This window comes from Kineosporia sp. NBRC 101677, from assembly GCF_030269265.1.
GTDB classification, from domain to species: Bacteria; Actinomycetota; Actinomycetes; order Actinomycetales; family Kineosporiaceae; genus Kineosporia; species Kineosporia rhizophila.
The window spans coordinates 260,423-287,147 of record NZ_BSTA01000007.1; the positions used below are offsets into that span (position 1 = coordinate 260,423).

Genomic DNA, 26,725 nt, shown 5'->3' on the forward strand with positions numbered 1-26,725 from the left:
CGGATGCCGATCTACGACTACCGCTGCGCCTGCGGATGCCGCTTCGAGCGACTGGTGCCCACCCCGTCGGTGACCGGGCAACCGTGTCCGGCCTGCCCGGACACCGCGGTCAAGGTGCCCTCCCGGGTGGCGCTGGGCGGCCGGGCCGATCCCGGCCGGCCGATGGAGCTGATGCCGCAGACCTGGCGCGGCACCCAGGACGGCAACCGCGAGTACATCGGAGAACTGCGGCGGGAGTGGGAGACCCGCCGGCGGCTGGAGGACAAGCACCCCGAACTGCAGGGCGACCGGCGGCCGGTGCTGGCCCACGAGGGACGGTTCGAGAAGTCACCTCTGCGGGCCGGGGACCCGATGCCGCACAGCCACCCCCACTCCCACTCCCACTCCCACGGGACCGAGGGGTGACAGGTCTGACGGTGCTGGACGGGGTCCGGGTGGTCGACTTCACCCAGGCCCTGTCCGGCCCCTACTGCACCCTGATGCTCGCCGACCTGGGGGCGGACGTGGTGAAGGTGGAGGCGCCGGGCCGGGGTGACGACGCCCGGCACTGGGGGCCGCCCTTCGTCGGGCCGGACGCCGCCTACTTCGTGGCGGTGAACCGGAACAAGCGCAGCGCCGCCCTGGACCTGAAGTCACCCGCCGACCGGGAACACCTGGACCGGCTGATCGGGCGGGCCGACGTGGTGGTCGAGAACTGGCGCCCGGGAACGGCCTCCCGGCTCGGCCTGGGCGCCGAGCAGCTGCGCCGGGCCGATCCGCGCCTGATCTACTGCTCGATCAGCGGCTACGGGCAGGACGGGCCGCCGCTGGCCGGGTACGACCAGATCGTGCAGGGCACCTCGGGCGTGATGTCGCTGACCGGCCCGGCCGGTTCGCCGACGAAGTGGGGGGTGCCCTCGGCGGACATCTGCGCGGGCATGTTCGCGGCCGGGTCGGTGCTGGCGGCGCTGTACGAGCGGCAGCGCACCGGCACCGGGCGCACGATCGACATCTCCATGCAGGACTCGCTGGTGTCGATGCTCACCCACCAGGCCGCCCGTCACCTGGCCACCGGCCGGCCGGTGCCGAACGACGGCAACAACCACAGCGCGATCGTGCCCTACGGCCTGTTCGCCAGCGCGGACGGGTTCGTGAACGTCTGCGTGGGCAACGACGCGCAGTTCGCCCGGCTGTGCGAGGCCCTGGGGCTGACCGCGGCGATCGGCGGGTTCCGGACCAACCCGCAGCGGCTCGCCGCCCGGGAGGAGGTGCTCTCGGTGGTCGGCGCCGCGATCGGCTCACTCGGCAGCCAGGAGGTCACCGAGCGCCTGCAACAGGCCGGGGTGCCGGTCGGGCCGGTCCGTGACCTGGGCGAGGTCTTCGACGATCCGGAGACCGCGCGCCGGGGCATGGTGCTCAGCGTCACCTCGGCCGGTGGACCACCGACCGGCGTGGTGAACACCCCCTTCCGGTTCGACGGCCACCCTCCGGCCGCGCACCGCCCACCCCCGCGTCTGGGGGAACACACCAGCGAGATCATCAGCGAGACAGGCCGATCCGGGGAGAGCGCGACGTGACCGACCTCGAGCAGTTCGGCCTGTTCATCGACGGACGCTCGCGGCCCGCCCGTTCGGGGCGCACCTTCGAGTCGGTCGACCCCTACACCGGCCAGACCTGGGCCGTGCTGGCCGAGGCGGAGGCGGCCGACGTGGACGACGCGGTGGCCTCGGCCCGCGCGGCGTTCGAGGGCGAGTGGGGGGCGCTGACCGGGTTCCAGCGGGCGGCGGTGATGCGGCGGCTGGGCGAGGCGGTGGCCGACAACGCCGAGCGGCTGGCCCTTCTGGAGGTACGGGACTCGGGCAAGCTGCTGCGGGAGATGCGCGGGCAGCTGACCGCCCTGCCCCAGTGGTTCCACTACTTCGCCGGGCTGGCCGACAAGCTCGAGGGCCGCACCCCGCCCCCGGCCAATCCGAACTACTTCTGCTACACCCGCCGGGAGCCGGTCGGGGTGGTCGCCGCGATCACCCCGTGGAACTCGCCCCTGCTGCTCCTGACCTGGAAACTGGCTCCCCTGCTGGCGGCCGGCAACACCTGCGTGGCCAAGCCCTCCGAGCACGCCCCGGCCTCCACCGTCGCGTTCGCCGAGATCCTGCACGAGGCCGGGCTTCCCGCCGGTGTGCTGAACGTGGTCACCGCCGGGGACCGCTCGGCCGGCGCAACCCTGGCCGGGCACACCGGCATCGACAAGGTGGCGTTCACCGGCTCCACCGCCACCGGCGCCCGCATCGCCCAGGCCGCCGGGGCGAACATCAACCGGGTGACCCTGGAGCTGGGCGGCAAGAGCCCGCAGATCGTGTTCCCCGACGCCGATCTCGACGCAGCCACGAACGGCCTGGTCGCAGGGGTTTTCGCGGCCACCGGACAGACCTGCATGGCCGGCTCCCGGCTGATCGTGCACGAGTCGGTCCAGGACGCCCTGCTGGAGAAGGTGATCCGGCGGGCCCGGTCGATCCGCCTCGGTGACCCCACCGATCCGGACACCGAGATGGGACCGGTGGCCAATCGTCCTCAGTTCGAGAGGATCCTGGGCCATCTGCGCACCGCCGCGGACGAGGGCGCCACCTTCGCCTGCGGCGGTTCGCCCGACCCGGACCTGGGTGGGTTGTTCGTCCGGCCCACGGTGGTCACCGGGGTGACGCCGGCCAGCACCATCGTGCGGGAAGAGGTTTTCGGCCCGGTGCTGAGCGTGTACTCGTTCACCGACGAGGACGAGGCGCTGGGACTGGCCAACGACACCCCCTACGGCCTGGCCGGCGCGGTCTGGACGAAGGACGTCCATCGCGCGCACCGGGTGGCCGCGCGTCTGCGGGCGGGCAGCGTCTGGATCAACGCCTACCGGGTGATCGCCCCCAACATGCCCTTCGGCGGGTTCGGGGCCAGCGGCATCGGGCGGGAGAACGGCCTCGAGGCGGTGAACGAGTACACCGAGACCAAGTCGGTCTACGTGGAACTCACCGGCGGCACCCGGGACCCGTTACAGCTCGGCTGATCCCGGGTGGCGGCCAGGCTGCCGAGCAGGCGCAGGGCCTGGGCGTCGGCCGATCCGGGCTCGGCGTGGTAGACCACGAGTTCCTGCCCGGGCGCCCCGCGCACGGCGAAGGTCTGCATGGTGAGCTCCAGCGGGCCCACCTCGGGGTGCTGGAACCGCTTGCGCTCCAGGGACTTGCCGCGCACGTCGTGCCGCTCCCACTCGTTCGCGAACCACTCGCCGCGCAGCAGGGCCGCCAGCACCTGCCGCACCCGCGGGTCGTCCGGGGCCTCACCGTGGGCGAGCCGGAACCCGGCCACCGAGTTGCGGGCCACCTCGTCCCAGTCGCGGTAGAAGGAACGCGCCCCCGGGTCATGGAACAGGAACTCCAGCAGGTTGCGCGAGCGGTTCCAGCCCAGGAACAGCTCGTCGGCCACGGTGTTCGCGGCCAGCACGTCGTAGGCCCGGTTGTAGACCAGCGCCGGGTTGTCCGGCCATGTGTCCATGAGCTCGCGCAGACTCGGGTGCACCTCGTCGGTCGAGGCCGGGGCCGCGCCCACCTCCGAGACCCCGGCCAGCCGGAAGAGGTGCCGCCGGGCGTCTTCGGCCAGCCCGAGCGCCGACGCCAGCGCGGCCACCACCTGGGCCGAGGGATGCCGTTCGCGTCCCTGCTCCAGGCGCACGTAGTAGTCCACGCTCACCCCGGCCAGGGTCGCCACCTCTTCCCGCCGCAACCCCGGCACCCGGCGCAACCCGGCGGTGGGCAGGCCGGCGTCGGCCGGTTTCACCTGGGCGCGGCGGCTGGTCAGGAAGTCCCCGAGGGCTGAGTCGGCCATACCCGCGATAGTAGGCAGGTCCGGCACGGTCCACAGCTCAGATCTGGCACGGTCCACGGCTCGGGTCCGGCACGGTCCACAGCTCGGGTCTGGCACGGTCGACAGCTGCGGTGGTGACGGATCCGGCTGCTGATGCCACGGTCCGGCACCGTGATCCAATAGGGACCATGTCGACCGCCCAGTCCGTCCCGCTCCCCCGCAGCACGCCCTCCGCGCAGGCGGTGAGCGCCTCCGGCATCGCGGCCTTCACCGAGGCCGCGTCCCGGCGCAGCGGGGTCGAGCTGCACAGTCTGATGGTGGTGAAGTCCGGCCAGGTGGTGGCCGAGGGCTGGTCGGCCCCCTACGCGCCCGAGCGGCCGCACCTGGTCTACTCGGTGAGCAAGAGCTTCACCGCCACCGCCCTGGGTCTCGCGGTCGGCGAGGGTCTGGTCGACCTGGACGCCCCGGTGCTGTCGTACTTCCCCGAGCTCGACGCCGACGTCACCGATCCCCGCTCCCGGGCGATGAAGGTGCGGCACGTGGCGGCGATGGCCAGCGGCCACCAGGAGGAGACGTACGGCGCCGCCGAGCTGGACGAGACCGGCAACATCATGCGCGGTTTCCTGCGGCTGCCGCCCGACGCCGAGCCGGGCTCGATCTTCGCCTACAACCAGCCCTGCACCATCGCGCTGGCCCAGATCGTGCAGCGCACTTCCGGAACCGGCCTGCTGGAGTACCTGCGCCCGCGGCTGTTCGAACCGCTCGGGGTGGACGTCGAGGGGATGGGCTGGATCCGCGACGGGCAGGGCCGCGAGCTCGGCTTCTCCGGTCTGCACGTGACCACCGAGGTGCTGGCCAAGCTCGGTCTGCTCTACCACCAGGACGGTGTCTGGGAGGGCCGCCGGGTGCTGCCCGAGGGCTGGGTCGAGCTGGCCACCCGGGTGCACGTCAGCAACGACGACCCGGACCAGGACAAGCCCGACTGGCGGCTGGGCTACGGATTCCAGTTCTGGCGCAGCACCCACGGCTACCGGGCCGACGGTGCCTTCGGCCAGCTGGTCATGGTGCTGCCGGAGCAGGACGCGGTGGTCGCGATCACCTCGCAGTCGCCCGACCAGCAGGCCCTGGTCGACCTGGTCTGGGAGCACCTGCTGCCCGCGCTGACCGGCGGCGCCGAGGGCGAGGCGGCCGACCGGGCCCTGGCCGCGCAGTTGGCCGCGCTCACCCTGCCGGTGGTCACCGGGCGCGGCGAGGCATCGTTCACCGCAGCCGCCTTCGAGCCGGCCGACGTGGCCGAGGTGTCCAGCGTGTACGCCGTCGCCGGGGCCAGCGAGGCCCGTGCGGTCACCGAGGTCGAGATCCGCGAGGGCGGGCCGACCGGCTGGGAGATCGTGATCGGTGACGGCGGCAAGGACGTGGTCGCGTCCCTGGCCCCCTCCGGCTGGGTGACCACCGACGTGGTGGCCACCCAGACCACGCCGGCCCTGGGCCGGGCCGGGCTGCGGGTCGACGTGGTGTTCCTGGAGACGCCGCACGGCCTGGTGCTCGAACTCGACCCGGAGGGCGGGCGGTTCGGCGCGGTGTGGGAGACCGAGCCGCTGCACATGCTTCCTCTCGCGGAGCAGCGTCGACCCTGGTGACCGCGACCAAACGTTCCGGGCTGCTGCTGGCCGCCGGCGTCTTCCTGCTGGCGGTCTGCCTGCGCCCGGCCATCACCTCGGTGGGCCCGGTCCTGGAGCGGATCGGGGCCGAGGAGAACCTCGGTGAGGGCGCCCAGGGGGTGCTCGGCGCCATCCCGCTGCTCGCCTTCGCCGCGATCTCACCGTTCGTGCACCGCCTGGCCCGGCACACCGGCTACGAGCGCACCGTCGTGATCTCGCTGATCGTGCTGGGTCTGGGGACGCTGGTGCGCTCCTGGGCAGGTCTGGGCACCTTGGGTCTGTGGTTGGGGACGGCGGTGGTCGGCGCGTCGATCGCGGTCGGGAACGTGCTCGGGCCGGCTCTGGTGAAACGCGACTACGCGGAACGGGTCTCCGGGGCGATGGGCGTGTACACCGCTTTCATCACCGGGGCCGCCGCGACCGCGAGCCTGGTGGCGGTGCCGCTCGCAAACGTCTTCAATTGGCGCTTTTCCCTGGCCTTCTGGGCGATCCCGCCGTTCGTGGTGGCACTGCTCTGGTTGCCCCGGGCCCTCTCGGCCGAGCGGCCGGTGACGGCCGTTGCGGAGCAGACCGAACCGGAAGAGGCAGCCGGCACCAATGTCTGGAAGTGGCCCACCGCCTGGCTGGTGACGGCCTACATGGGCCTGCAGTCGACCACGTTCTACATCACCATCACCTGGCTGCCCTCGATCGAGACCGCGCAGGGGGTGAGCGCCGAAGTGGCCGGGCTGCACCTGTTCCTGGCCTCCGGCGCGGGCATCGTGGGGGGCCTGCTGGTGCCGTTCCTGATGCGCGGGCGCAGCCAGGTCGTGGCCGCGGTGGCCGCCGCCGTCCCGGTCGTGATCTGGTCGTTCGGGGTGCTCCTGGCCCCGTCGCTGTTCCTGCTCTGGGCGATCTGCTCGGGCATCGGCACCGGCGCCGCCCTGGTGGTGGCGCTGGCCCTGATCAGCCTGCGCGGGCGCAGCCAGCACGAGACCACCCGGCTCTCGGGCATGGCCCAGTCGCTCGGCTACCTGCTGGCCACCCTCGGGCCGATCGCGGCCGGGTTCCTGGCCGAGCGCACCGGCGGCTGGGACGCGTCGGTGCTGATGGTGGCCGGGATCGCCGGCGTGCAGATGCTCGTGGCGCTGTGGGCGGGCCGCCCTCCGCAGCCGGCCCGGCCCGCCCTCCGACCCACCCTCTGACCTGACTCAGCGCCGGACCAGGCCGAGCTTGTCCGGGTTGGTCAGTGCGTACAGAGCCCGCACCGGCCCCCGGCCCGGGGCCAGCCCCAGATCGAGGTCCAGCCCGATCACCACGTGCGGCCGCTCCCCGTCGAAGACCACGATCGATGGAGTGCCGTTGACCGGTCGGAACTGGATGTCCAGGGCAGCGCCCCGGCGCGCGTAGCCACCGAGGGCCCGAACCACCTTCTCCCGGCCGGTGATCGGCCTCAGGCCCGCGGCGGCGACCTTCCCACCGCCGTCGGTCCACAGCGTGACTTCGGGCGCCAGCAGCTCCATCAGAGCCGGCCAGTCACCGTTCGTCGCGGCGCGCACGAACTGCTCGGTGACCCGCGCCTGGGTGGCGGGGTCGGCCTCGAAGCGGGGACGACGGGCGCGCACGTGTTCCCGGGCCCGATGGGCGAGCTGCCGTACCGCGGCGGGGCTGCGCCCGAGGACCACCGCGGTCTCGGTGTGCCCGTACCCGAACACTTCGTGCAGCACGAACACGGCCCGTTCCAGCGGGCTCAGCGTCTCCAGCGCGACGAGCACCGCCATCGAGACCAGCTCCTGGCGCAGCACCGCCTCCTCGGTGCCCTCCGCCGCGCCGACCAGTGGCTCGGGCAGCCACGGCCCGACGTACGTCTCCCGGCGCCGGCGGATCACTGCCTGCCGGGCCAGTGCGAGAACAACAGGTTCCGATGGGCGGCGTACTCCTCGCCCGCGTTCTCAGTATCCACAACCCACGGTGTGCCCGGCCGTCTCCGGACGACCGGCGACGTCGAGCATCAGGTGGGCCACGTCGGCCCGGGAGATGGACAGTCCACCGCGGACGTTCTGGTCGAGAGCACTGCGGTACCGCCGGGTCAGCGGGCCGTCCGTCAGCCGGGGCGGGCGGACCGCCGTCCACTGCAGCCCGCTGGCCGCCAGCGCCCGCTCCATCTCGGCCAGGTCTGCGTAGTTCCCCCGCAGCACCCGCCCGATCACCGGGTACAGCAGGTGCCGGGCCCAGAAGCCGTTGCCCGGGTCGGGCGCCGAGGTGGTCGAGACCGGTGCCGCGCTCACCACCACGAGCCGCCGGGCGTCGACCGCCTGCATGGCGCGGATCAGCGTCCGGGTGCCCTGCTCGGCGATGCCCACATCGGCCCGGGTGCGCGGGCCGAGACCGGAGAGCACGGCGTCGCTGCCGGCCACCGCCGAGCTGAGCGCGGCCGAGGCGGTCGGGGACGGGTCGGCCAGATCCGCCTGCACGGCCCGGACGCTGCCCTCCGAGCCGATCCGATCGGCGTTGCGGGCGACCGCGGTGACGTCGTGCCCGGCGGCCACCGCCTGCTCCACCAGGGCCCGGCCGATCCCGCCGGTGGCACTGATCACGGTGAGCTTCAAGGGTTCCTCCCGTTGCCGTTACCGAGCGGTCCGATCGGGCCGCGCATCTGAGAGGGCCGGGACGGCCCGAGTGTGACATCCGGCGAGCCGGAGCGATCCAGGTCACATTCTCGGGCATTCCGGGCCTTATGCGGGCCCGCCGAAGCTGGTATCCCTGGATGTCCCCGAGGTGTCCCCCGAACGCCGACGATCGGATCCGCCTGTGTCTGAGACCGTGCCTGATCCTCTTCCCGATGGTGGGCCTGATCGCGCTGCTCCGCTCCGGGTGGGGGTGGTGGCCGAGTCCACCCCCGGGGAGACCCGGGTGGCGGCCACCCCGAAGACCGCCGCCCAGCTGATCGCCCTGGGCTACGAGGTGCTCGTCGAGGCCGGAGCAGGAGACCGGGCCGCGTTTCCCGACGAGGCCTACGCCACGGCCGGAGCCCTGGTCTTGCCGCGCGCCCAGACCTGGGACGCGGACGTGGTGCTCAAGGTGAACGCGCCCAGCACCGAGGAGATCGCCCGCCTGCACGACGGCGCCACCCTGGCCGCGCTGATCGCCCCGGCGCTGAACCCGGACCTGCTCGACGAGCTGGCCGGGCGCCGGATCACGGTGCTGGCGATGGACGCGGTGCCGCGGATCTCCCGGGCCCAGTCGCTCGACGTGCTCAGCTCGATGGCCAACATCGCCGGCTACCGCGCGGTGATCGAGGCGGCCAACGTGTTCGGCCGCTTCTTCACCGGTCAGGTCACCGCCGCGGGCAAGGTGCCCCCGGCCAAGGTGCTGGTGGCGGGGGCCGGGGTGGCCGGGCTGGCCGCGATCGGCACGGCGGCCAGCCTCGGCGCGGTGGTCCGGGCCACCGACCCCCGGCCCGAGGTGGCCGAACAGGTGGGATCGCTGGGCGGCCAGTTCCTTTCGGTGGCCGAGCCCGAGGCGAGTGCGAGTTCCGACGGCTACGCGCGGGCAACTTCCAGCGACTACGACCGCCGGGCCGCTGAGCTCTACGCCGAGCAGGCCGCCGACGTGGACATCATCATCACCACGGCGCTGGTCCAGGGCCGCCAGGCGCCCCGCCTGATCTCCGCCGAGCACGTGGCCGCGATGCGACCGGGCAGCGTGATCGTCGACATGGCGGCCGCGCAGGGCGGCAACGTCGAGGGCACGCGGGCCGGCGAGGCGGTGGTCACCGCCAACGGCGTCACCATCATCGGCTACACCGACCTGGCCGGGCGGCTGCCCACCCAGGCCTCCCAGCTGTACGGCACCAACGTGGTCAACCTGATGAAACTGCTGACGCCCGAACGGGACGGGCAGCTGGTGCTCGACTTCGACGACGCGGTCCAGCGTTCCCTCACCGTGGTGCGGGACGGCGAGAAGACCTGGCCCCCTCCGGCCGTACAGGTCTCGGCCGCACCCGCTGCCGTCGCCACCAAAGAGCCCGAACCCGAACTGAAGACGTCGGTCAGCCCCACGCTCAGATATGCGGCGGCCGGGGTGGGTGGGTTGCTGTTCTTCCTTCTGGCCGCGTTCTCGCCCGCCCAGCTGATCGGCAACCTCACCGTTTTCGTGCTGGCCGTGGTGATCGGCTACTACGTGATCGGCAAGGTGCACCACGCCCTGCACACCCCGCTGATGTCGGTGACGAACGCGATCTCCGGAATCATCGTGGTCGGCGCCCTGCTCCAGGTCGGTCACGAGAACACCACGGTCACCGCACTGGCGGCGCTGGCCGTGTTCCTGGCCGGCATCAACATCTTCGGCGGTTTCGCGGTCACCCGGCGCATGCTCGGCATGTTCGTGAAGGCGGACGCCCGGTGACCGCCGAGAGCGCCGCCCAGGCCGCCTACATCGTCGCCGCCGTGCTGTTCGTGCTGAGCCTGGCCGGCCTCTCCCGGCACGAGACCTCGCGCGCCGGGGCCACTTCCGGCATCGCCGGGATGACCGTCGCGCTCCTGGCCACCCTCGTCCTGGCCCTCGGCCGGCTGGACCTGGACGACGGCCGGGCCCTGGTCGGCCTGGCCCTGACCGCCCTGGCCCTGACCGGCGGTGCGGTGATCGGCCTGGCCCGGGCCCGGCGGGTGGAGATGACGGCGATGCCCGAACTCATCGCCGTGCTGCACAGTTTCGTCGGCCTGGCGGCCGTGCTGGTGGGCTGGAACGGCCACCTGGAGGTCGCCTCCGGCCACAGCGACGTCGCTGCCGATCTGCTCACCGTGCACCACGCCGAGGTCTTCATCGGTGTGTTCATCGGCGCGGTCACGTTCACCGGCTCGGTCGTGGCCTACGGAAAGCTCGCCGGGCGGCTGCGGTCGGCGCCGCTGATGCTGCCGGGCAAGAACTTCCTCAACCTCGGGGCCCTGGCCGCCCTGGCCGTACTCACGGTGGTCTTCACCGCCGGGCCGAGCACCGGGCTGCTGGCCGCCGGCACGCTGGTCGCCCTGGCCCTGGGCTGGCACCTGGTCGCCTCGATCGGCGGCGGGGACATGCCGGTGGTGGTCTCGATGCTCAACTCCTACTCCGGCTGGGCCGCCGCGGCCTCGGGCTTCCTGCTGAACAACAACCTGCTGATCGTCACCGGCGCGCTGGTCGGCTCCTCCGGTGCCTACCTGTCGTACATCATGTGCCAGGCGATGAACCGCTCGTTCATCTCGGTGATCGCCGGCGGCTTCGGTGCCGAGCAGGCGGTCACGGCCGGCGGGGAGCAGGGCGAGCACCGGGAGATCCTGGTCGAGGACGCGGTGCAGCTGCTCAAGGAGGCCACCTCGGTGATCATCGTGCCGGGGTACGGGATGGCCGTGGCCCAGGCCCAGTACCCGGTGGCCGACCTGACCCGGCGGCTGCGGGAACGCGACGTGCAGGTCCGGTTCGGCATCCACCCGGTGGCCGGGCGGCTGCCCGGCCACATGAACGTGCTGCTGGCCGACGCCCGGGTGCCCTACGACATCGTGCTCGAGATGGACGAGATCAACGACGACTTCGCCGACACCTCGGTGGTGCTGGTGATCGGGGCGAACGACACGGTCAACCCGGCCGCCCTCGACGACCCGGCCAGCCCGATCGCCGGCATGCCGGTGCTGCGGGTCTGGCAGGCGCAGGACGTGATCGTGTTCAAGCGCTCGATGGCGGCCGGCTACGCCGGGGTGCAGAACCCGTTGTTCTTCCGGGAGAACACCCAGATGCTGTTCGGCGACGCGCGGCAGCGGGTGGAGGAGATCGTGCGCGCGCTGTGATCCGTGTTTACCCTGTTCTGGTCACATTCCCAGGACGAGGGAGTACTCGATGGCAACCACCCGCGAAGCGGTGATGCAGGAACTGCTCGAGGCGATGAACCGTCAGGCCACCACCCCGAGCTCACTGGGCGGATCGAACGCCAACGCCGTCCGCACCTTCGCGGAGGCCTATCAGATCCTCCACTCCTGCCGGGACGACTGACCTTTCCGCCCGATCCGGGAACCCGCGTTGACCAAGGAGGAGCCATGGCCCAGGCCGGCGAGAAGGACGAGTCGCACCAGCGGCTGGACAAGATCCAGGACGACATCGAGGACGCCCGGCGCACGGCCGGCGACCTGGCCGACAAGGGGCTGATCGAGCCCGAGAAGGTCGAGGACGCCGACCCGGCCGAGGGGGCGCCCCGCCCGCGCGGCTGAACGCGTCTCAACCGGGCCGGGCCGCCGATTCGCTCTGTTTACTCTGTTCGCCCTGTTCGGCCGCCCAGGCACTGCGGTAGGGCGGGTAGGTGGCGATCAGTTCGTCGTGCGTGCCCCGGGCCGCCACCCGGCCGCCGTCGACCACCAGCACCTCGTCGGCCAGGGCCAGCGGGGTCAGCCGGTGGGTGACGACGACCGCGGTGCGGTCCGGGGGCTCGCCCGGTGTCCGGGCCAGCACCTCGGCCACCAGGTCGTCGGCCGTGGCCGGGTCGAGGTGCTCGGCGGGCTCGTCCACCAGCAGCACCGGCGCGCCGCTGGCGAACGCCCGGGCCAGCAGCAACCGGCGTCTGAGACCCCCTGAGAGCACGTGACTTCCGGCGCCCTGCCCGGGTCCGGCCGGGTCGGCGACCACCTCCTCGAGGGTGACCTCTTCGGTGATCCAGCGGCCGAGCCCGGCCCGGTCCAGGGCGGCCAGCAGTTCGGCGTCGGTCGCGTCCTTCGCGGCCACGCGCAGGTTCTCCCGCACGGTGGTGCCGAAGACGTGGGCGTCGTCGGCCGTCAGGTGCACCTGGCCACGCAGGCTGCGGGCCTGCACGTCGGCCAGGTCGATCCCGTCGTCCATCTGCATTCGTCCCTCGACCGGCGGCAACAGCCCGCCCAGGGTGCGCAGCAGCGTGCTCTTGCCCTGTCCGCTGGGGCCCACGATCGCTATCCGGCGCCCCGCCGTCAGGTCGAGGTCCACCCCGCGCACGGCCGGTGCGCGCCCGGGCCAACCCACGCCCAGGTTCACCGCCCGCAGCGATGGCGCCGACTGCGCCTGCACCTCCGGCCGACCCGCCCCGGGCGTCAGCGCTGTTACCTCGAGCAGCGGAGCCACCCGGCGCGCCGCTTCTGCCGCGCGCACCAGAGCAACCGAGGCCGCCGGCAGTGCACCGATCACCTCGGCCAGAGCCAGCGGTACGAAAGCCAGCACGGCCAGGGCGACCTCACGAATCTCGCCGGCCTCCACCGCACGTACGCCGACCACCAGACAGCCCAGCACCGCGGCCGACATCACCGCCGAGCCGAGCCCTGCGGCCCAGGCCGCGGGCCGGGCCGCCCGGTCCAGCCCCCGGGACAACTCGTCGTCGCTGCGGCCGATCTCCCGCACCCGCTCGTCGACCCGGCCGGCGACGGTGAACTCGGGCAGGCTGTCGAGCAGGGCCAGCACGTTCTCCGACATCTCGGACCGGGCCCGGGCGGTGCCCACCACGTCGCGACGGCCCGCCAGGCCGGCCAGGTAGGGCACCACCAGCAGACCGGCCAGGGTGGCGGCGGCGAGCACGGCACCGGCGGCGGGCAGGATCAGCCAGAGCGCCACGACCGAGGCCAGCGCGGTGATCACCGCGGTGACGAAAGGCAGCACGCCGCGCACGATCACGTCGCCCAGCTCGTCGGCGTCCGCCCCGAGCCGGGCCAGCAGATCGCCCCGTTTCAGGCCGGCCGCCACTGTGTCGTCGGCCGCGGCGAGCCGGGCGAACAGCGTCTCCCGCAGCCGGACCACACCTCGTAGGGCCACGTCGTGCGAGATCAGCCGCTCGCTGTAGCGCAGCACGCCCCGGCCGATACCGAAGGCTCGCACCGCCACGATGGCGACCATCAGGAACAGCACCGGCGGTTGCTGGGCGGCCCGGGTGATCAACCAGCCCGACACCCCGAGCAGGGCGATCGAGGCGGCCACCGCGGCGGCCCCGGTCAAGGCGGCCAGCAGCAGGCGCCAGGGGTCGGGGCGCATTGCGCGCAGGACTTCCACGAGCGGTCTCATGACGGATTCCCGATCAGACTTGGGGCGCGGCGGGCGGAAAGATCGATCACGCGATCTGCTGCTGCGATCAGCGAAGGACGGTGGGCCACCATCACCACGGTCCGGCCCCGACGCCGGAGCTCGGTCAACAGGGTCAGCACGGCCTGCTCGGACCCGGCGTCCAGATGGGCGGTCGGCTCGTCCATCACCACCAGCTGAGCCTCACTGAGCAGCAGCCGGGTGAGCGCGAGCCGCTGGCGCTGACCGGCCGACAGGCCGATACCTCCCTGGCCGACACGGGCGTCCCACTCCCCCGGAACGGTGCGCACCACGTCTTCAAATCCAGTGACTCGGGCGGCTTCCCGGATCTCCTCGACCGACGCCGAAGGACGCAGCATGGTCACGTTCTCGGTCAGCGTGCCGGGCATCAGCACGGGATGCTGCGGGCACCAGGCGATCTGACGCCACCAGCTCTCCGGTTCCAGATCGGCCAGAGCACCATCGGGCGCCAGCGTGACCTGTCCACCGCTGGGCTGCCGCAGGCCCAGGAGCACGGCGACCGCGCTGGTCTTGCCGCAGCCGCTGGGACCGGTCAGGGCCACGACCTCTCCGGGAAAGATCGTGGCGGAGAGCCCGGCCGGGGTGGCGTACGGGACACCGTCGTGCTGCACGCTGATGTTCTCGAAAGAGATTGTGGTCTGGGACAGGTCCGGCGCCGGCTGGGTACCGCGGATCGGCAGCGGCTGCTCCAACCGGTCGAACGCCTGCTGCGCCGCGGCCAGACCGTCTTGGCTGGCGTGGAAGTGCGTGCCCACCGCCCGTAGCGGCGCGTAGACCTCGGGGGCCAGCAGCAGCACGGCCAGCCCGGTCTGCAGATCCAGCGTGCCGTGCACCAGCCGCAGGCCGATGCCGACGGCCACCAGAGCCACCGACAGGGTCACCAGGATCTCCAGCGCCAGGGCGGAGAGGAAAGCCGTACGAAGAGTTTTCATGGTCGCCCGGCGATGGGCGTCACCGGCCGCGCGCACCCGCGAGGCCTGGGCGCCCGCCGTACCCAGCGCCCGCAGAGTGGGCAGGCCGGCGATCAAGTCGAGCACGTGAGTACCCAGCCGCTGCAGCGAGTTCAGGCTCCGGTCGGCCGCGTCCTGGCTGGCCATACCGATCAACGCCATGAAGAACGGGATCAGCGGCAGGGTCAGCAGCACCGTCAGCCCGGCGATCCAGTCCTCCCACCAGATCACCACCAGCACGGCCGGGGTCAAGGTGGCCGCCAGCAGCAACTGGGGCAGGTACCGGGTCAGGTAGCCGTCAAGGGCGTCCAGACCGCGCGTGGCCAGAAGAGCGGTCTCCGCGCCGTTCTGGTGCTTCAGCCCCACCTGGGCAGCAGCGTGCTGGATCAGCCGTTCGCGCAACTGTCGTACCACCGCCGTGGCGGCGCGGTGCCCGAAGCGCTCCTGCACGCCCACGAGCACTGCGCGAAGAGCGAGCACGATCCCCAGCCCGACGACCATGTCCCGGACGTCGGCGAACGACTCGCCGTCCATCGCCACCCCGGCGATGATCCGGGCCAGCAGCAGCGACTGCACCACCAGGAGTGCAGTGGTCGCCACCCCCAGACCGGTGGTGAGCACGACGTACCGACGGGCCGCCCGGGCCTGCTGCAGCAGCCGGGGATCGAGCGGTCTCATCAGCTCGTGACTTCCTGCTTCTTGGGGGTGGACCAGGGCAGACCATGGCCGGGCGGGATCTTGGCCACGCCGATCCGGTGCCGGAACACCCAGTACGTCCAGCTCTGGTAGAGCACCACCACCGGCACCATGAAGGCGGCCACCCAGGTCATCACCACCAGCGTGTAGTGGGTGGAGGAGGCGTTGTCCACGGTGAGCGAGAAGGCCGGGTCGGTGCTGGAGGGCATCACGTCGGGGAACAGCGAGCCGAACAGCAGGATCACCGCGGCCACGGTGGCCAGGGTGGTCATCCCGAAGCCCAGCCCCTCGTTCTGCCGCACCGCCGCGTACCCGGCGGTGACCAGCGCGACCGCCGCAATCACGACCAGGGCCCAGGTCCAGGGCTTTCCGTGGGCGAACTGCGTCCACAGCGCGAAGCCGCCGGCCACCACGATGGTCGGCAGGGCCAGCCGGGCCCCGATCGCGATCGAGCGGGTCCGCACCTCCCCCTCGGTGCGCAGGCCCAGCCACAGCGCCCCGTGGAAGGCGAACAGCAGCAGGGTGGTCAGCCCGCCGAGCAGGCCGTACGGGTTGAGCAGGGTGAGCAGAGTGCCGGTGAACTGCTTGTCGGCGTCGATCGGCACCCCGGCCACGATGTTGGCGAAGGCCACGCCCCACAGCACGGCCGGCACCGCCGAGCCGATCACGATCGCGTTGTCCCAGGTCCGCCGCCACCGGGGCGACTCGATCGTGCCCCGGTACTCGAACGCCACCCCGCGGATGATCAGCGCGGCCAGGATCAGCAGCAGCGGCAGGTAGAAGCCGGAGAACAGGGTGGCGTACCACTCCGGGAAGGCGGCGAAGGTGGCGCCGCCGGCCACGATCAGCCAGACCTCGTTGCCGTCCCAGACCGGCGCGATGGTGTTGATCAGTACCCGGCGCTCGGTGTCGTTCCTACCCACCACGGGCAGCAGCATGCCGACGCCGAAGTCGAAGCCCTCGAGGACGAGGTAGCCGATCCACAGCACGGTGATCAGGATGAACCAGAAGGTGACGAGTTCCACGTCTCTGCCTTTCAGTACGCGAAGCTGAGCGGGCGGTCGGCGTCGTCGTCGTGCTCGTCCGGGCTGTCCACCTCGGGCGCCCCGGCCGCGGCGTAGCGCCGGATCAGGCCGAACCAGACCACCGCCAGCCCGCCGTAGAGCAGGGTGAACACGGTCAGCGAGGTGCCCACCGTCCACGGGCCGATCATCGAGACGCCGTCCTCGGTGAGCATCCGGATGGCCGGGTCACCGTCCGGGGCGGGTGCCACCACCCAGGGCTGGCGGCCCATCTCGGTGAAGATCCAGCCGGTCAGGTTGGCCAGGAACGGGGCCGGGACGGCGACCAGGGCGAAGCGCGCGAACCAGCGTCCGGGCGTGCGGTCCCTGCGGGTCACCCACAGCCCGACCGTACCGAAGGCGGCGGCCACGAGGCCGAAACCGATCATCAGCCGGAAGTTCCAGTAGGTGGAGGCCAGGTTGGGCACGTAGTCCCGCCCGTCGCCGTACTTCTCGGAGTACTCCGCCTGCAGGTCGTTGACCCCGTCCACGGTGGCCCCGAAGTCGCCGGTGGCCAGGTACGAGTACACGCCGGGGATGCTCACCGCCCAGACGTCGCAGTGCCCCGGGCCCGGGTTGCCGATCGCGAAAAGGCTGAAACCGGCGCTGTCCTCGGTCTCGCACAGCCCTTCGGCCGCCGCCATCTTCATCGGCTGCTGCTCGAACATCAGCTTGGCCTGCCCGTCCCCGGTGATCGCCACGCCGATCCCGGCGATCAGCAGGACCACACTGGCCAGCCGGAACACCGGACGGTAGAGGTTGCTCGCCCGGTCCCTGACCATCCACCAGCCCGCGATGCCGGCCACGAAGGTGGCCGCGGTCATCCAGGCCGCGGTGATCTGGTGCGGGAACGCCCACAGCACAGTGCTGTTGGTCAGCAGGTCGAAGATGCTGGTGAGCTCGGCCCGCCCGGTCTCCGGGTTCAGCTCGACCCCGACCGGGTGCTGCATGAACGAGTTGGCCGCGAGGATGAAGAACGCCGACAGGTTCACCCCGATCGCGGCCAGCCAGATCGCGGCCAGGTGCACCCTGGCCGGCAGCCGGCCCCAGCCGAAGATCCAGGCCCCGATGAAGGTGGACTCCAGGAAGAACGCTGCCAAGCCTTCCATCGCCAGCGGGGCCCCGAAGACGTCGCCGACGAAGCGCGAGTACTCGCTCCAGTTCATCCCGAACTGGAACTCCTGGACGATGCCGGTGACCACGCCGATCGCGAAGTTGATCAGGAAGAGCTTGCCGAAGAACTTGGTCATCCGCAGCCAGCGCTCGTCGCCGCTGCGCAGCCACAGGGTCTGCATGATCGCCACCATCGGGGCCAGGCCGATGGTCAGCGGAACGAAGATGAAGTGGTAAACGGTGGTTACACCGAACTGCCATCTGGCCAGGTCGAGGGCGTCCATGGAACACACCCTGGCGGTAGGCCGCCTACCGGCTGTAGTGACTAAGGTCCCGCAGGGAGGGGACTGTCCTACTCACTCCATTGGGTGAGGCGCCCGGTCACGTGATTGACCAGTCTCAGCGAGGCCAGGGAGAGCGCCACGAACACTCCGGCCACCACCACCATCTGATCCACCAGCGAGAAGAGCAGCGTCTGGTTCAGGGCCCAGCCCAGGCCGGACTGGATGCCGTACAGCTCCGAGGCCAGCACACAGGCCCAGGCGGTGCCGGCGGCCAGCATCAGGGCGCCGCGCAGGCCGGGAAGGATGGCCGGAAGGATCACGTGCGTGCGCAGCCGCAGCGGGCCCAGGCCGAGAGTGCGGGGGTAGTCGGTGACCTGGGCCGGCAGGTTGCGTACGGCGTTGGTGGTGGCCAGCAGCACCACCCAGAAGGCGCCGAAGGTCACGAACGCGATGCTGGCCGAGGTGGTGGCGCCCAGCCAGAGGGTGAACAGCGGGGACATGGCCAGCACGGGCAGCATGCGCAGCACCCCAGCGACACCACTGACGGCCTGGCGGACCGGCGCTGCTCCGGCCACGAGAAGCCCCACCGGCAGGCCCAGCCCGACCGCCAGGAGGTAGCCGCTCCAGGCCCTCACCGCGGTGGCCAGGCTGTTCTGAACCACGGCGAGAACGGCCAGAGGGACGGAGTCCTCGGCACCTTGGAGCGTTGTGGCCGGCCCCCAGCCCCCCTTGTAGAAATGGCTCAGCCCGGTGATGCCACTGGTGAGAATCTTCTGCAGCGGCGGCACCACGTTCTGGCCCTGCTCGGTGGTGGCCCCGACCAAGAGCGAGAGCAACTGCCAGAGGACGATTCCCGCGACTACGCCGGCCAACAGGGCCCGGTTGCGGGGCCGAGTCCGCAGGGCTACTCCGAACCGCCGCGCAGCAACGTCGGGTTCAGTCATCTTCAGGCCCAGCCATCTTCGGGATCGGCCAAGTACTTCAGGAGCGTCGATCGCAGAGCGTTCGCCTCGGCGTCCATCCGCAGCTCTTCACCTCTCGGCCGCTCGAAAGTGACCGGTACGTCGGCGCGCACTCCCCCTCCGGCCACCACGACCACCCGATCGGCCAGGGTGATCGCCTCGTCCACGTCGTGGGTCACGAACACGATGGTCTTGCCGGTCTCCCGCCACAGCTTCAGAACGGTGCGGTGCAGGCCCGCCCGGGTGAGGTGGTCCAGCGACGAGAACGGCTCGTCCATCAGCAGAATGTCGGGATCGTTGGCGAATACCGCCGCGATCGCCACCCGTTTGCGCATACCTCCGGAAAGCTCGCGGGGCCAGGCGCGTTCTCGGCCCCTGAGGCCGACCTCGTCGATGAAGTGCTCAACTTGAGGACGCCAGTCCCTCTCGGGAACCCTGCGGCTGCGGGGGCCGAGCGCCACGTTGTCCCGCACTCTCAGCCAGCCCGGTATCGCGTCCTGCTGAAACACCATGCCCCGGGCTGCACTCGGCCCCTGTACGGCCACGCCATGCGACGTGATGCTTCCTTCGGTGGGTTGAAGCAGGCCGGCCAGGCACCGCAGCAAAGTGCTCTTTCCCTGCCCGGAAGGACCCAGCACGCAGAGGAACTGACCATTCGGCACGTCCAGGTCCAGACCCCGCAGCGGGACAACGGAATCGTCACCCCGGCCGAACTGCACGGTCAGCCCACGGATCTCGAAGGCCGTCATCCTTGCCACCGCAGGGCCGGGGCCACCGCGGCCCGGATCAGCACGTCCAGCACGAGCGCCACCAGCCCCAGCGCGATCGCCAGAGCTAATACAGCGCCCACGTTTCCCTGCTGGGCCCGCACCGCGATCAGCCGCCCCACGCCGGCCCGGGACCCGAGCAGTTCGGCGCTCGCCTCCAGGCTGATCCCCGTGGCCAGTGCCAGCCGGAGCACCGCCACGATCGGCGGGAAGGCGCTCGGCAGCACCACCGCGCGAAACCTGGCTTTGTTGTCCAGCCCGAGGGTCGCCGCGTATTCCTCGGTGGTGGGCGGAATGTTGAGCGCCGCCGATTGCGCCACCACGCCCACCACGACGAAGCAGTAGAACGTGACCAGCGCCAGTTTGCTCAGGGGGCCGGCCCCGAACCAGACCAGGAAGAGCGGAGCCGCGACGAGCACGGGAACGGCCCCGAAGAAGAACAGAACCGGCTCTGTGACGTCACGCAGCCACTGCCGGCGGGCCGATGCCAACCCCGCCAGAATGCCCAGTGTGCTGCCGATCAGCCATGCCCCCGCCGCGGTGCCGACCGTCCAGGCCAGATTCACCACGTAGCCGGACTGTCGGATGCCCAGGTATTCCAGCCCCCGGTCGCCCTGGAAGCCGTGCTGGAACTCCCAGAGCACCACGCGGGGTCCGGGCAGGACGGCGTCGTTGCCGGTGGCCAGAGCGGCCAGTTCCCACAGACCCCAGAAACAGAGGACGCCCGTGGCCCCCCAGAGGAACGGGTCGAGTGCGCGGGGTTGACGCTTACCCGACCCGGTTCCCCGGGTGACCTTCTCGACAGACAGGCTCACGGACGTCCTCAATCGGCTCTGGCAGTTGCTTTGCTGGTGTCAGACAGCTCTGGCGGGGTCAGGCTGCTCTGGCTGGTCAGGCAACTCTGACTGGTCAGGCAGCAGCCGCGGCGGCGAAGCGGTAGGCGTCCAGGTAGTTACGCCCGTCGTACTGCTCCTGGGCCTTCTTCTTCAGGTCCCCGTCCGGCGCCGCGGCCAGAGCCCGGTCCGCCTCCTTCTTGTAGCGCACCAGCGCCTCGTACACCTTCCCCGCGATGCTCAGCTCGTCGGGCTTGTGGCCCTCGCGGATCACGCCCTGACCGGCCAGCACCGCCAGGTTGGCCTCGGCCACCGTCTCGTAGAAGAACGGGTCGTCGCTGTCGGTGTAGAAGTCCGTCGCATCCTCGAAGTTGCGCAACGAGTAGATGTCGTCGAACGTCCCGGCCAGCTCGGCCGCGGTGATCTCGGTGCCGGTGTAGGAGTTCAGGTACTCGACGAAGCGGCCCGCCGTCTCCTCCGGGTCGGCCTGCAGGTCGTCGATCAGGCGGTACAGCACGCTGGTGAAGCGCAGCAGCGTCTCGAAGTTCTGCTCCGCGTACTCGGTGGTGGTGACCAGCCCGGAGTAGGTGAAGCGCAGCGGCACGGTCTGCTCGTGCGGCAGGTTGTCGATCAGCTGACGCAGGTCGATCAGCGGCTCCCAGCCGTTCTGCTGCAGCTGCACCACGAACCCGGCCGACGACGGCGAGAGGAAGTCCGCCTTGCCCGCGAACCCGGCCTTCACGATGTCCGGGTTGGCCAGGAACTCGATCTCGACGTCCTTCTCCAGGTCCAGCCCGGCGGCCTCGGCCACGGTGTTGCGGAACAGCGGGCTGCCGCCGTCCACGCAGATCAGCTTCTGCCCCTTCAGCTGCGCCATCACCGCGGTCAGGGCCTCGGTGAAGTCCTTGCCGTCGGCCATCTCCTGGGCGACCGTGCGGTACTTACCCTTCGGCGCCACGATCCGGTAGACGTACGACACGTCGCTCACCGCGAACCCGACCACGTTCTTCACGTTGTCGATCTGGTTGGCCACCGTCGGGACGTAACCGCCGCCCAGCTCGACCTGACCGTTGACCAGCGGCGTCAGATTGCTCAGGAGGTCCTGCTGGGCGCCGTAGGGCTCGGGCGTGATGGAGATGCCCACCGCCTTGTAGTAGCCCACGTCGATCCCGGCCACCCCCAGCAGCTCGTCGCCCCAGGGAGGGAAGGCGGCCTTCACCGTCACCTGCGGGATGGAGTTCCCCGGCGCCGCCAGGCCGGGCGAGGCCGTGAACGCGGCCCCCTCACCGCCGGCCGACGACGGAGCCTGGGCGCACCCGTTCAGCACTGCTGCCGCACCCGCCGTGATGGCGGCGAGCAGGGTGCGGCGGCTGACGTTGTTCAACGCTGGTCCCTCTTCCCTCGGGTCTGGCCTCGGATCCCGGCCTGGCGTACCGACGGGGACACGAGCCCCACCGGAACGGCCCAACTACAGCAGGTGCACGCCGTGGGCGTCGATGTAGGCGGATGACAACGGGAAGCGGTTGATCTTGTCAGGGGAGCCGTGACCGGTCTCACATGTGACACGGGATGCCGTGCTGACACAGAGTAATTCGCAATACTCACAGTGCTTTCACGGCTAACAAACCTGTTGCATACGTTGCACACGCAACCACTGGTCTCGTTTCATGTACGCCGTGACCCCCGACGACGCCACGACGAAGACTGACGACACGCCCCGGCTCATCACCACCGAGGTGCCCGACAGCCCGAGCGGGCTGGACGACGGGCCGATCGGCGAGGAGAGCCCCGACGCGAACGACCGCAACCCGTTCTCGCCCCGCTCCGACGTCTCCGGCGACCCCCTGGACCTCGAGCAGGGCCTGCCCGACGACGCACCGATCTTCAAGGGCGCCCGCAACGAGGGGGACGACGAGTACCTGCCGCTGTCCACCCTGCGGCAGGCCACGGCGGCCCGGAACCTGCGCACCGCCGCCGCCCCCACCCCGGACGCGGCCTCGCTGACCATGACCGAGGTGACCAAGCGGCTGCGCTCCCTCGGCTTCCGGATCCGCAGCACCGGCGAGCGTGACCAGGCCATCCGGGCGTTCAAGACCGGCTGGTTCAAGCTCGGCCCCTCGCTGATGGACGGGACGGTGGCCAACAGCATCCTGGGCCCCAAGGCGAGCAAGGCGATCGACCTGGCGTACGAGCGCGACAAGGACGGCCTGACCACCATGTCGCCGCACTTCTCGTTCATCGAGGCCCGCTGCAAGTGCGGGGGCAACTTCACCGACTGCCGGCGGATCTGGCCCACCCGGCAGTCCGTGATCGCCGCCGAGGCCCTGCGCACGACGTTCTTCCCGCGCGGGCTCACGCCGGTGTCGTGGTGCCGCTGCACCGGGCACAACCGGTACGTGGGCGGGGCGTCCTCATCGCGGCACCTCAAGGGCGACGCGATCGACATCCCGCACACCGTGTCGCTGCGCCGGATCAAGGCGCTGGGCATCTTCACGGGCATCGGGATCAACCGCGGAGACGGCAACGCGCAGCACGTCGACCTGCGGCCGGGCTCGGCGACGGCTCCGACGGTCTGGTACTACGCCTGATCCGGCTGGCGGTGCGCCTGGCTGTCGGGCGGTGCGCCTAGCCGTCCGGCAGTACGCCTAGCCGTCCGGCAGTGTGCGTGGCTGTCCGGCGGCGCAGCTGAGCTGGCTGCCAGCACGCTCGTGCCCGTTCAGCGGGGCACCTGAGCTGTTCGGTAGCACGCACGAGTCACCAGGCAGCACACCTGAACTGTCTGGCAGCACGCTCAAGCCTCAGGCAGCACGCCCGAGCCGTCCGGCAGCACGCTCAAGCCTCAGGCAGCACGCCCGAGCCGTCCGGCAGCACGCCCGAACCCGCCCAACAGCACGCTGGAACCCGTCCAGCCGCCAAACCAAGTCGCACCAGCACCAGCGATAGATGTGCATGCACGTCGGCACACGCAGCGGGCCGGGTAACCTCTTTCCCGGCCCGTCGCACCTTTCCTGGCACACCTTCCGGCACTCACGCCCTCGTGTCCGGCGCCCTTGCGCCCTGCCGACGCCCCTCCCGGCCCTCCCCAGCTCCAGCCCTCCTGCCCCAGCACCCTCCTGCCCCAGCACCCTCCCGCCGCAGTCCCCCCGCCGCAGTCCTCCTCCTGCCAGATCCGTCTAACGGCCGCAGTCCTCCTCCTGCCAGATCCGTCTAACGGCCGCCCCTCCCACCTCCTGTCCTCCTGCTTCAGCCCGCCCAGGTTGCAACCCTCCGGCTCCCCTCCAGCTCCAGCCCTCTCCTGCTCCAGCCCTCTCCAGCTCCAGCCCTCTCCTGCTCCAGCCTCCCAAGCTCCGCCCTCCGCCATCTCCAGCCTCCCTAGCTCAGCCTCCCCAAGTCCGCCCAAGCTCAGCCCTCCCCAGCTCCAGCCTCCGCGGGCGTCTGTGCACCTGGCCTGATTCCCCGATTGCAGACACGCGCCCCACTCAGCCGTCCACGAGAGCCGCCCGACTACCCGAGCTGCTCCTGTGCTGTCGCGAAGCGAGCCTCAGAAAGGGGGCTCGCCGTATTCAGGGAAGACGCCGGTTGCCTGACCCCAGGGAGCCTGTGGAGGTCGAGCCAGGGGTGGCCTGATCGCGGACTTGGCTGCTTGCTTCGCGGACTGCTTGGCTGCTGCTCGTCGAAGCCGGTCCTGGCGATCGGCCTGCCACTGCAGATCACGGCTCCAGCGGCGGGTGCGACGGGCCGTGCGCTCGGCCGAGGACATCAGGTCGATCCGTGTCAGAGTCTCGTCCTCTGCCGGGAGCGCGGGGGCCTTGGTGGGCAGACTCCAGCCGGGCATACCCGGCAGGCACGCGGGCGAGCTCGCATGACCGGTGCCGTCGGGGGTGGTCCAGATGATGGTGCCTGGTGGATAGGGCTCGCTGGCTCGGGCCGGGCGGGCTTGCCATCCCCCGAAGGTCTTCAGGCGGTGGTGCCCCCGGCAGGCCGGGTGCAGGTTACAGGCGCACGACACCCCTCCACGCTCGAAAGGCTGGAGATGATCGAGATCGCAGCGGCTGGCTGGGGTGCTGCAGCCAGGGAAAGTGCAGACCGGGTAGCGCGCGGCAACCTGATTGGTGAGGGTCCGCCCCGGCCTGTAGCGGTCGGCCTGAGGTTGCTGGTGGTCCAGGCCGACCGGGCATGAGGTCTCGTCAGCGTCAGGGGGTGCGTGAGTGCAGGCGGTCGGCAGCACCAGGAGCGTGACTTGGCTCGGCGCGACGGCCAAGCGGCGGGCATGCTCGGCACTGATCACCCCGTGGCCTTGTAGGAGACCAGGAATCTGATCCAGTCCGAGCAGGGTGGCGTCGGTGATCGTCACTACGAGATGCGCGCCGCGGCCCTTGCCCCGGGGCAGGTTCGGAATCTCCCACCAGGCCGGGATCATTCCTTGTGGCACCGGAGGAAAGCCCGGATCCCGCAACGGGTTGTAGTTGTCGGCGGCTGTCGGCTGCACGTCTTCCTCCTCGTACCAGCGGAAGGAGTCTGCGCCAGACTGAGCCGAGCGAGCTTCACATTCTTCGTCGGTGGCTGGCTCGGCCTCGGCGGCCGGAGCGTCCGGATGCGCGGCGGGGCCGGGACCTGCGGTCGGCGCTCCGGTTTGATGGGGAGGCTCTTCGGGGCAGCGTTGCTCGCGGGAGTGCTCCTGACGGGCGGACTGCTCGCGGGAAGACTGCTCGCGAGACGACTCCTGGCGGCAAGCCCCCTCGCGGCACGACTGCCCGCGAGACGACTCCTGGCGGCATCCCCCCTCATTGCACGCCCCCTCACGGCACGCCCCCTCACGGCACGCCCCCTCACGGCACGCCTCCCCGCGGCACGACCTCTCACCGGAAGGCTCTTCGTGGGCGGGGCCCTTCCCGGAAGGCTCGTCTGTGGGCAGGTTTTTGGCTGAAGGCTTGTGGTGGAGGGTGGTTGCCTGACCCGTTTGCTCAGCCAGATCTTCGTCGCGTGCTTCGTTGCGGGGGTCGGGAACCAGAGGAATGTGCACCCCCTCCGACAGGGCATGCACCAGCGCCGCCAGCACGTCCGCACGCCGCTGGGCATGTGTACGGCCGTCCGGCACACCGTCTTCGGCGGCTCGGTCACGGGCCGCGTCGGCGGCCGCATCGAGGAAGCCGTCCAGCAACTGCCCGGCCTCGGCCGAGACCAGGGCGGTGATCAGGGCCATGCCGTCGGGCTGGGCCTCGACCTGTACGTGCCGACCGCGCAGGGCCTGGGCGTGACGGTCGTTCCCTCCGTCCGGATCGAGCTGCAGCAGCAGCCTGACGATCAGCCGATCCAGCTCCCCGTAGGTCAGGTCCGGAGCCTGGGCCGCCACCATCGCCTCAAGCAGCCGCCAAGCATCGTTCCCCGGCTCGAGCTGGGGCCGGGTCTCACTCGCAGTGTGCAACTTGCTCGTGACCAGACGGGCTCGGCCGGCATCGATGCGCCCCTGCTCCAGCAGGGCGAAGATCCGCGGCAGATCGTGCACCAGCCCCAGCGCGGTCTGCACCTCGGTGGCGGCAGTGAGGGGGTGACAGTTCATCTCCGGGGCCAGGCGCGAAGACACCAGCCGGCGCGAAGAGATCGAACTGGCTGAATCGCGCCCGTCCGAGCCACCCGAACCATCTGAGCCATCTGGATCTTGGTCATCGCGGGCACCACGGCGGCGGACGGCCGGAACTCTCTCTACGGCCGCGACCAGAGCACGCATCTGGGCCGCCTGGAGACGCCGGATGAACAGCTCTCCCGCCATCAGACCGGTAACCCACGCATCGGGGCTGGTCTCGGGCCGTGACGAGGCCGAGGGACACAACGACGCGGGCGAAACAGGAGCCGTAGCGGATGGGACGGGCTCGGCTGATTCAAAGAGCTTGGTCGGCTCAGACAGCCGGGCGGACTGGGCTGAGCCAGAAGGTTCAGGAGATTGGACCGGCGCGGCGGACTTGGCAGGGTCGGCTGACTTGGCGGGGTCGGCAGACTCGGCAAGGTCCGCTGACTCGGCAAGGTCCCTTGACTCGGCGGGGTCCCCTGACTCGGCGGGGTCCGCTGACTCGGCGAGGTCCGCTGACTCGGCCACGTCGACAGCCACTGCGAGACCGACAAGCTCGGCGATGTCCGCAGACTTGGCGAGGTCGGCAAGGTCGGCAAGGTCGGCGGGCTCGGCAGGGCCGGCAGACTCGGCGACATTGGCAGACTCGGCCTTATCGACTGTCTCAGTTACACCTTCAGACTCCATCACACCGGACGCCCCAGCTACACCGCCAGGCTCAAATGCGCGGGCGGACTCAACTTGCCCCCCTGAAGCCGCCAGCGCGCCGACCTCCTCCAGCAGCCATTCGAACACCCCCACACTCAGCCCTGGAACACGCCCCTCGAAGCTGCCTTCTGCCAGCGCTCCCACGTGAACACCCCCAGAACGTAGGCACTTTTACGGCCCCCACCGCGACAGAACCAGACTAAACCCCACCACCGACAACCTTGCCGACCGCTACTGAAGCCGG

At 70.9% G+C, this 26,725-nt stretch carries 22 protein-coding genes; 10 read left to right on the forward strand and 12 right to left on the reverse strand.

The genetic code is table 11. The features are described from left to right. Window positions 1–3 precede the first annotated feature (3 nt). From QSK18_RS21965 to QSK18_RS21975, 3 genes are read left to right on the forward strand one after another with little or no spacing between them, the layout of a single operon-like run. A complete protein-coding gene (locus tag QSK18_RS21965) occupies window positions 4–405 on the forward strand; it encodes an FmdB family zinc ribbon protein (RefSeq protein WP_285622593.1) in 402 nt (133 codons plus the stop codon). Beyond that, window positions 402–1,556 (forward strand): CaiB/BaiF CoA transferase family protein, encoded by a 1,155-nt coding sequence (locus tag QSK18_RS21970; protein WP_232812008.1) that lies wholly within the window; start codon window positions 402–404, stop codon window positions 1,554–1,556. Before QSK18_RS21965 ends, QSK18_RS21970 begins: the two co-directional genes overlap by 4 nt. After that, on the forward strand, window positions 1,553–3,028 hold the full coding sequence (locus QSK18_RS21975; RefSeq protein WP_285622596.1) for an aldehyde dehydrogenase: 1,476 nt from the start codon (window positions 1,553–1,555) through the stop codon (window positions 3,026–3,028). Before QSK18_RS21970 ends, QSK18_RS21975 begins: the two co-directional genes overlap by 4 nt. Here the strand turns inward: QSK18_RS21975 and QSK18_RS21980 are convergent. Beyond that, window positions 2,980–3,843 (reverse strand): helix-turn-helix domain-containing protein, encoded by an 864-nt coding sequence (locus QSK18_RS21980; RefSeq protein ID WP_285622599.1) that lies wholly within the window; start codon window positions 3,841–3,843, stop codon window positions 2,980–2,982. The genes QSK18_RS21975 and QSK18_RS21980 overlap by 49 nt on opposite strands. 167 nt (window positions 3,844–4,010) lie before the next feature. Here QSK18_RS21980 and QSK18_RS21985 point away from each other — a divergent pair, with 167 nt between their 5' ends. Together QSK18_RS21985 and QSK18_RS21990 are read left to right on the forward strand one after the other, a co-directional pair. Continuing rightward, entirely contained in the window at window positions 4,011–5,462 is a 1,452-nt protein-coding gene (locus QSK18_RS21985; protein ID WP_269810363.1) for a serine hydrolase domain-containing protein, read from the forward strand. Further along, a complete protein-coding gene (locus QSK18_RS21990; protein WP_232812005.1) occupies window positions 5,459–6,667 on the forward strand; it encodes an MFS transporter in 1,209 nt (402 codons plus the stop codon). Before QSK18_RS21985 ends, QSK18_RS21990 begins: the two co-directional genes overlap by 4 nt. 6 nt (window positions 6,668–6,673) lie before the next feature. Here the strand turns inward: QSK18_RS21990 and QSK18_RS21995 are convergent, their stop codons facing one another. Together QSK18_RS21995 and QSK18_RS22000 are read right to left on the reverse strand one after the other, a co-directional pair. Further along, window positions 6,674–7,351, reverse strand: coding sequence for a sigma factor-like helix-turn-helix DNA-binding protein (locus QSK18_RS21995; RefSeq protein ID WP_285622604.1), 678 nt, complete (start codon window positions 7,349–7,351; stop codon window positions 6,674–6,676). Between the two features lie 63 nt (window positions 7,352–7,414). After that, entirely contained in the window at window positions 7,415–8,071 is a 657-nt protein-coding gene (locus QSK18_RS22000) for an NAD(P)-dependent oxidoreductase (RefSeq protein ID WP_285622611.1), read from the reverse strand. Between the two features lie 274 nt (window positions 8,072–8,345). Here QSK18_RS22000 and QSK18_RS22005 point away from each other — a divergent pair, with 274 nt between their 5' ends. From QSK18_RS22005 to QSK18_RS22020, 4 genes are read left to right on the forward strand one after another with little or no spacing between them, the layout of a single operon-like run. Further along, window positions 8,346–9,869, forward strand: a complete 1,524-nt coding sequence (locus QSK18_RS22005; RefSeq protein WP_232812002.1) for a Re/Si-specific NAD(P)(+) transhydrogenase subunit alpha — start codon at window positions 8,346–8,348, stop codon at window positions 9,867–9,869. Beyond that, entirely contained in the window at window positions 9,866–11,281 is a 1,416-nt protein-coding gene (gene pntB, locus QSK18_RS22010; protein WP_232812001.1) for a Re/Si-specific NAD(P)(+) transhydrogenase subunit beta, read from the forward strand. Before QSK18_RS22005 ends, pntB begins: the two co-directional genes overlap by 4 nt. A gap of 49 nt (window positions 11,282–11,330) precedes the next feature. Then, on the forward strand, window positions 11,331–11,483 hold the full coding sequence (locus QSK18_RS22015; protein ID WP_232812000.1) for a hypothetical protein: 153 nt from the start codon (window positions 11,331–11,333) through the stop codon (window positions 11,481–11,483). A gap of 44 nt (window positions 11,484–11,527) precedes the next feature. Further along, a complete protein-coding gene (locus tag QSK18_RS22020) occupies window positions 11,528–11,698 on the forward strand; it encodes a hypothetical protein (protein ID WP_285622618.1) in 171 nt (56 codons plus the stop codon). Between the two features lie 7 nt (window positions 11,699–11,705). Here QSK18_RS22020 and cydC read toward each other — a convergent pair whose 3' ends face one another. From cydC to QSK18_RS22060, 8 genes are all read right to left on the reverse strand, one after another. Then, complete coding sequence (gene cydC, locus QSK18_RS22025; RefSeq protein WP_285622621.1) at window positions 11,706–13,502, reverse strand: thiol reductant ABC exporter subunit CydC; 1,797 nt, start codon at window positions 13,500–13,502, stop codon at window positions 11,706–11,708. After that, window positions 13,499–15,169: a thiol reductant ABC exporter subunit CydD gene (gene cydD, locus QSK18_RS22030; RefSeq protein WP_232811997.1), complete on the reverse strand. Its 1,671-nt coding sequence runs from the start codon at window positions 15,167–15,169 to the stop codon at window positions 13,499–13,501. The genes cydC and cydD overlap by 4 nt, the downstream gene beginning before the upstream one ends. Next, window positions 15,169–16,212, reverse strand: a complete 1,044-nt coding sequence (gene cydB / locus QSK18_RS22035; RefSeq protein WP_232811996.1) for a cytochrome d ubiquinol oxidase subunit II — start codon at window positions 16,210–16,212, stop codon at window positions 15,169–15,171. The genes cydD and cydB overlap by 1 nt, the downstream gene beginning before the upstream one ends. Before the next feature lie 11 nt (window positions 16,213–16,223). Beyond that, entirely contained in the window at window positions 16,224–17,645 is a 1,422-nt protein-coding gene (locus QSK18_RS22040; protein WP_285622636.1) for a cytochrome ubiquinol oxidase subunit I, read from the reverse strand. Window positions 17,646–17,713: 68 nt separating this feature from the next. Continuing rightward, a complete protein-coding gene (locus QSK18_RS22045; RefSeq protein WP_285622646.1) occupies window positions 17,714–18,589 on the reverse strand; it encodes an ABC transporter permease in 876 nt (291 codons plus the stop codon). A gap of 2 nt (window positions 18,590–18,591) precedes the next feature. Further along, a complete protein-coding gene (locus QSK18_RS22050) occupies window positions 18,592–19,356 on the reverse strand; it encodes an ABC transporter ATP-binding protein (RefSeq protein ID WP_285622650.1) in 765 nt (254 codons plus the stop codon). Continuing rightward, window positions 19,353–20,189 carry an ABC transporter permease gene (locus QSK18_RS22055; protein ID WP_285622653.1) on the reverse strand — a complete coding sequence of 279 codons (837 nt, stop codon included), beginning with the start codon at window positions 20,187–20,189 and terminating at the stop codon, window positions 19,353–19,355. The genes QSK18_RS22050 and QSK18_RS22055 overlap by 4 nt, the downstream gene beginning before the upstream one ends. Window positions 20,190–20,283: 94 nt before the next feature. Beyond that, a complete protein-coding gene (locus tag QSK18_RS22060; protein ID WP_285622656.1) occupies window positions 20,284–21,591 on the reverse strand; it encodes an ABC transporter substrate-binding protein in 1,308 nt (435 codons plus the stop codon). Window positions 21,592–21,874: 283 nt separating this feature from the next. Between QSK18_RS22060 and QSK18_RS22065 the strand changes: the two genes are divergently transcribed. Next, window positions 21,875–22,795: a D-Ala-D-Ala carboxypeptidase family metallohydrolase gene (locus QSK18_RS22065; RefSeq protein WP_285622658.1), complete on the forward strand. Its 921-nt coding sequence runs from the start codon at window positions 21,875–21,877 to the stop codon at window positions 22,793–22,795. A gap of 953 nt (window positions 22,796–23,748) precedes the next feature. Here the strand turns inward: QSK18_RS22065 and QSK18_RS22070 are convergent. Further along, entirely contained in the window at window positions 23,749–26,625 is a 2,877-nt protein-coding gene (locus QSK18_RS22070; RefSeq protein ID WP_285622661.1) for a DUF222 domain-containing protein, read from the reverse strand. Between the last annotated feature and the right edge of the window lie 100 nt (window positions 26,626–26,725).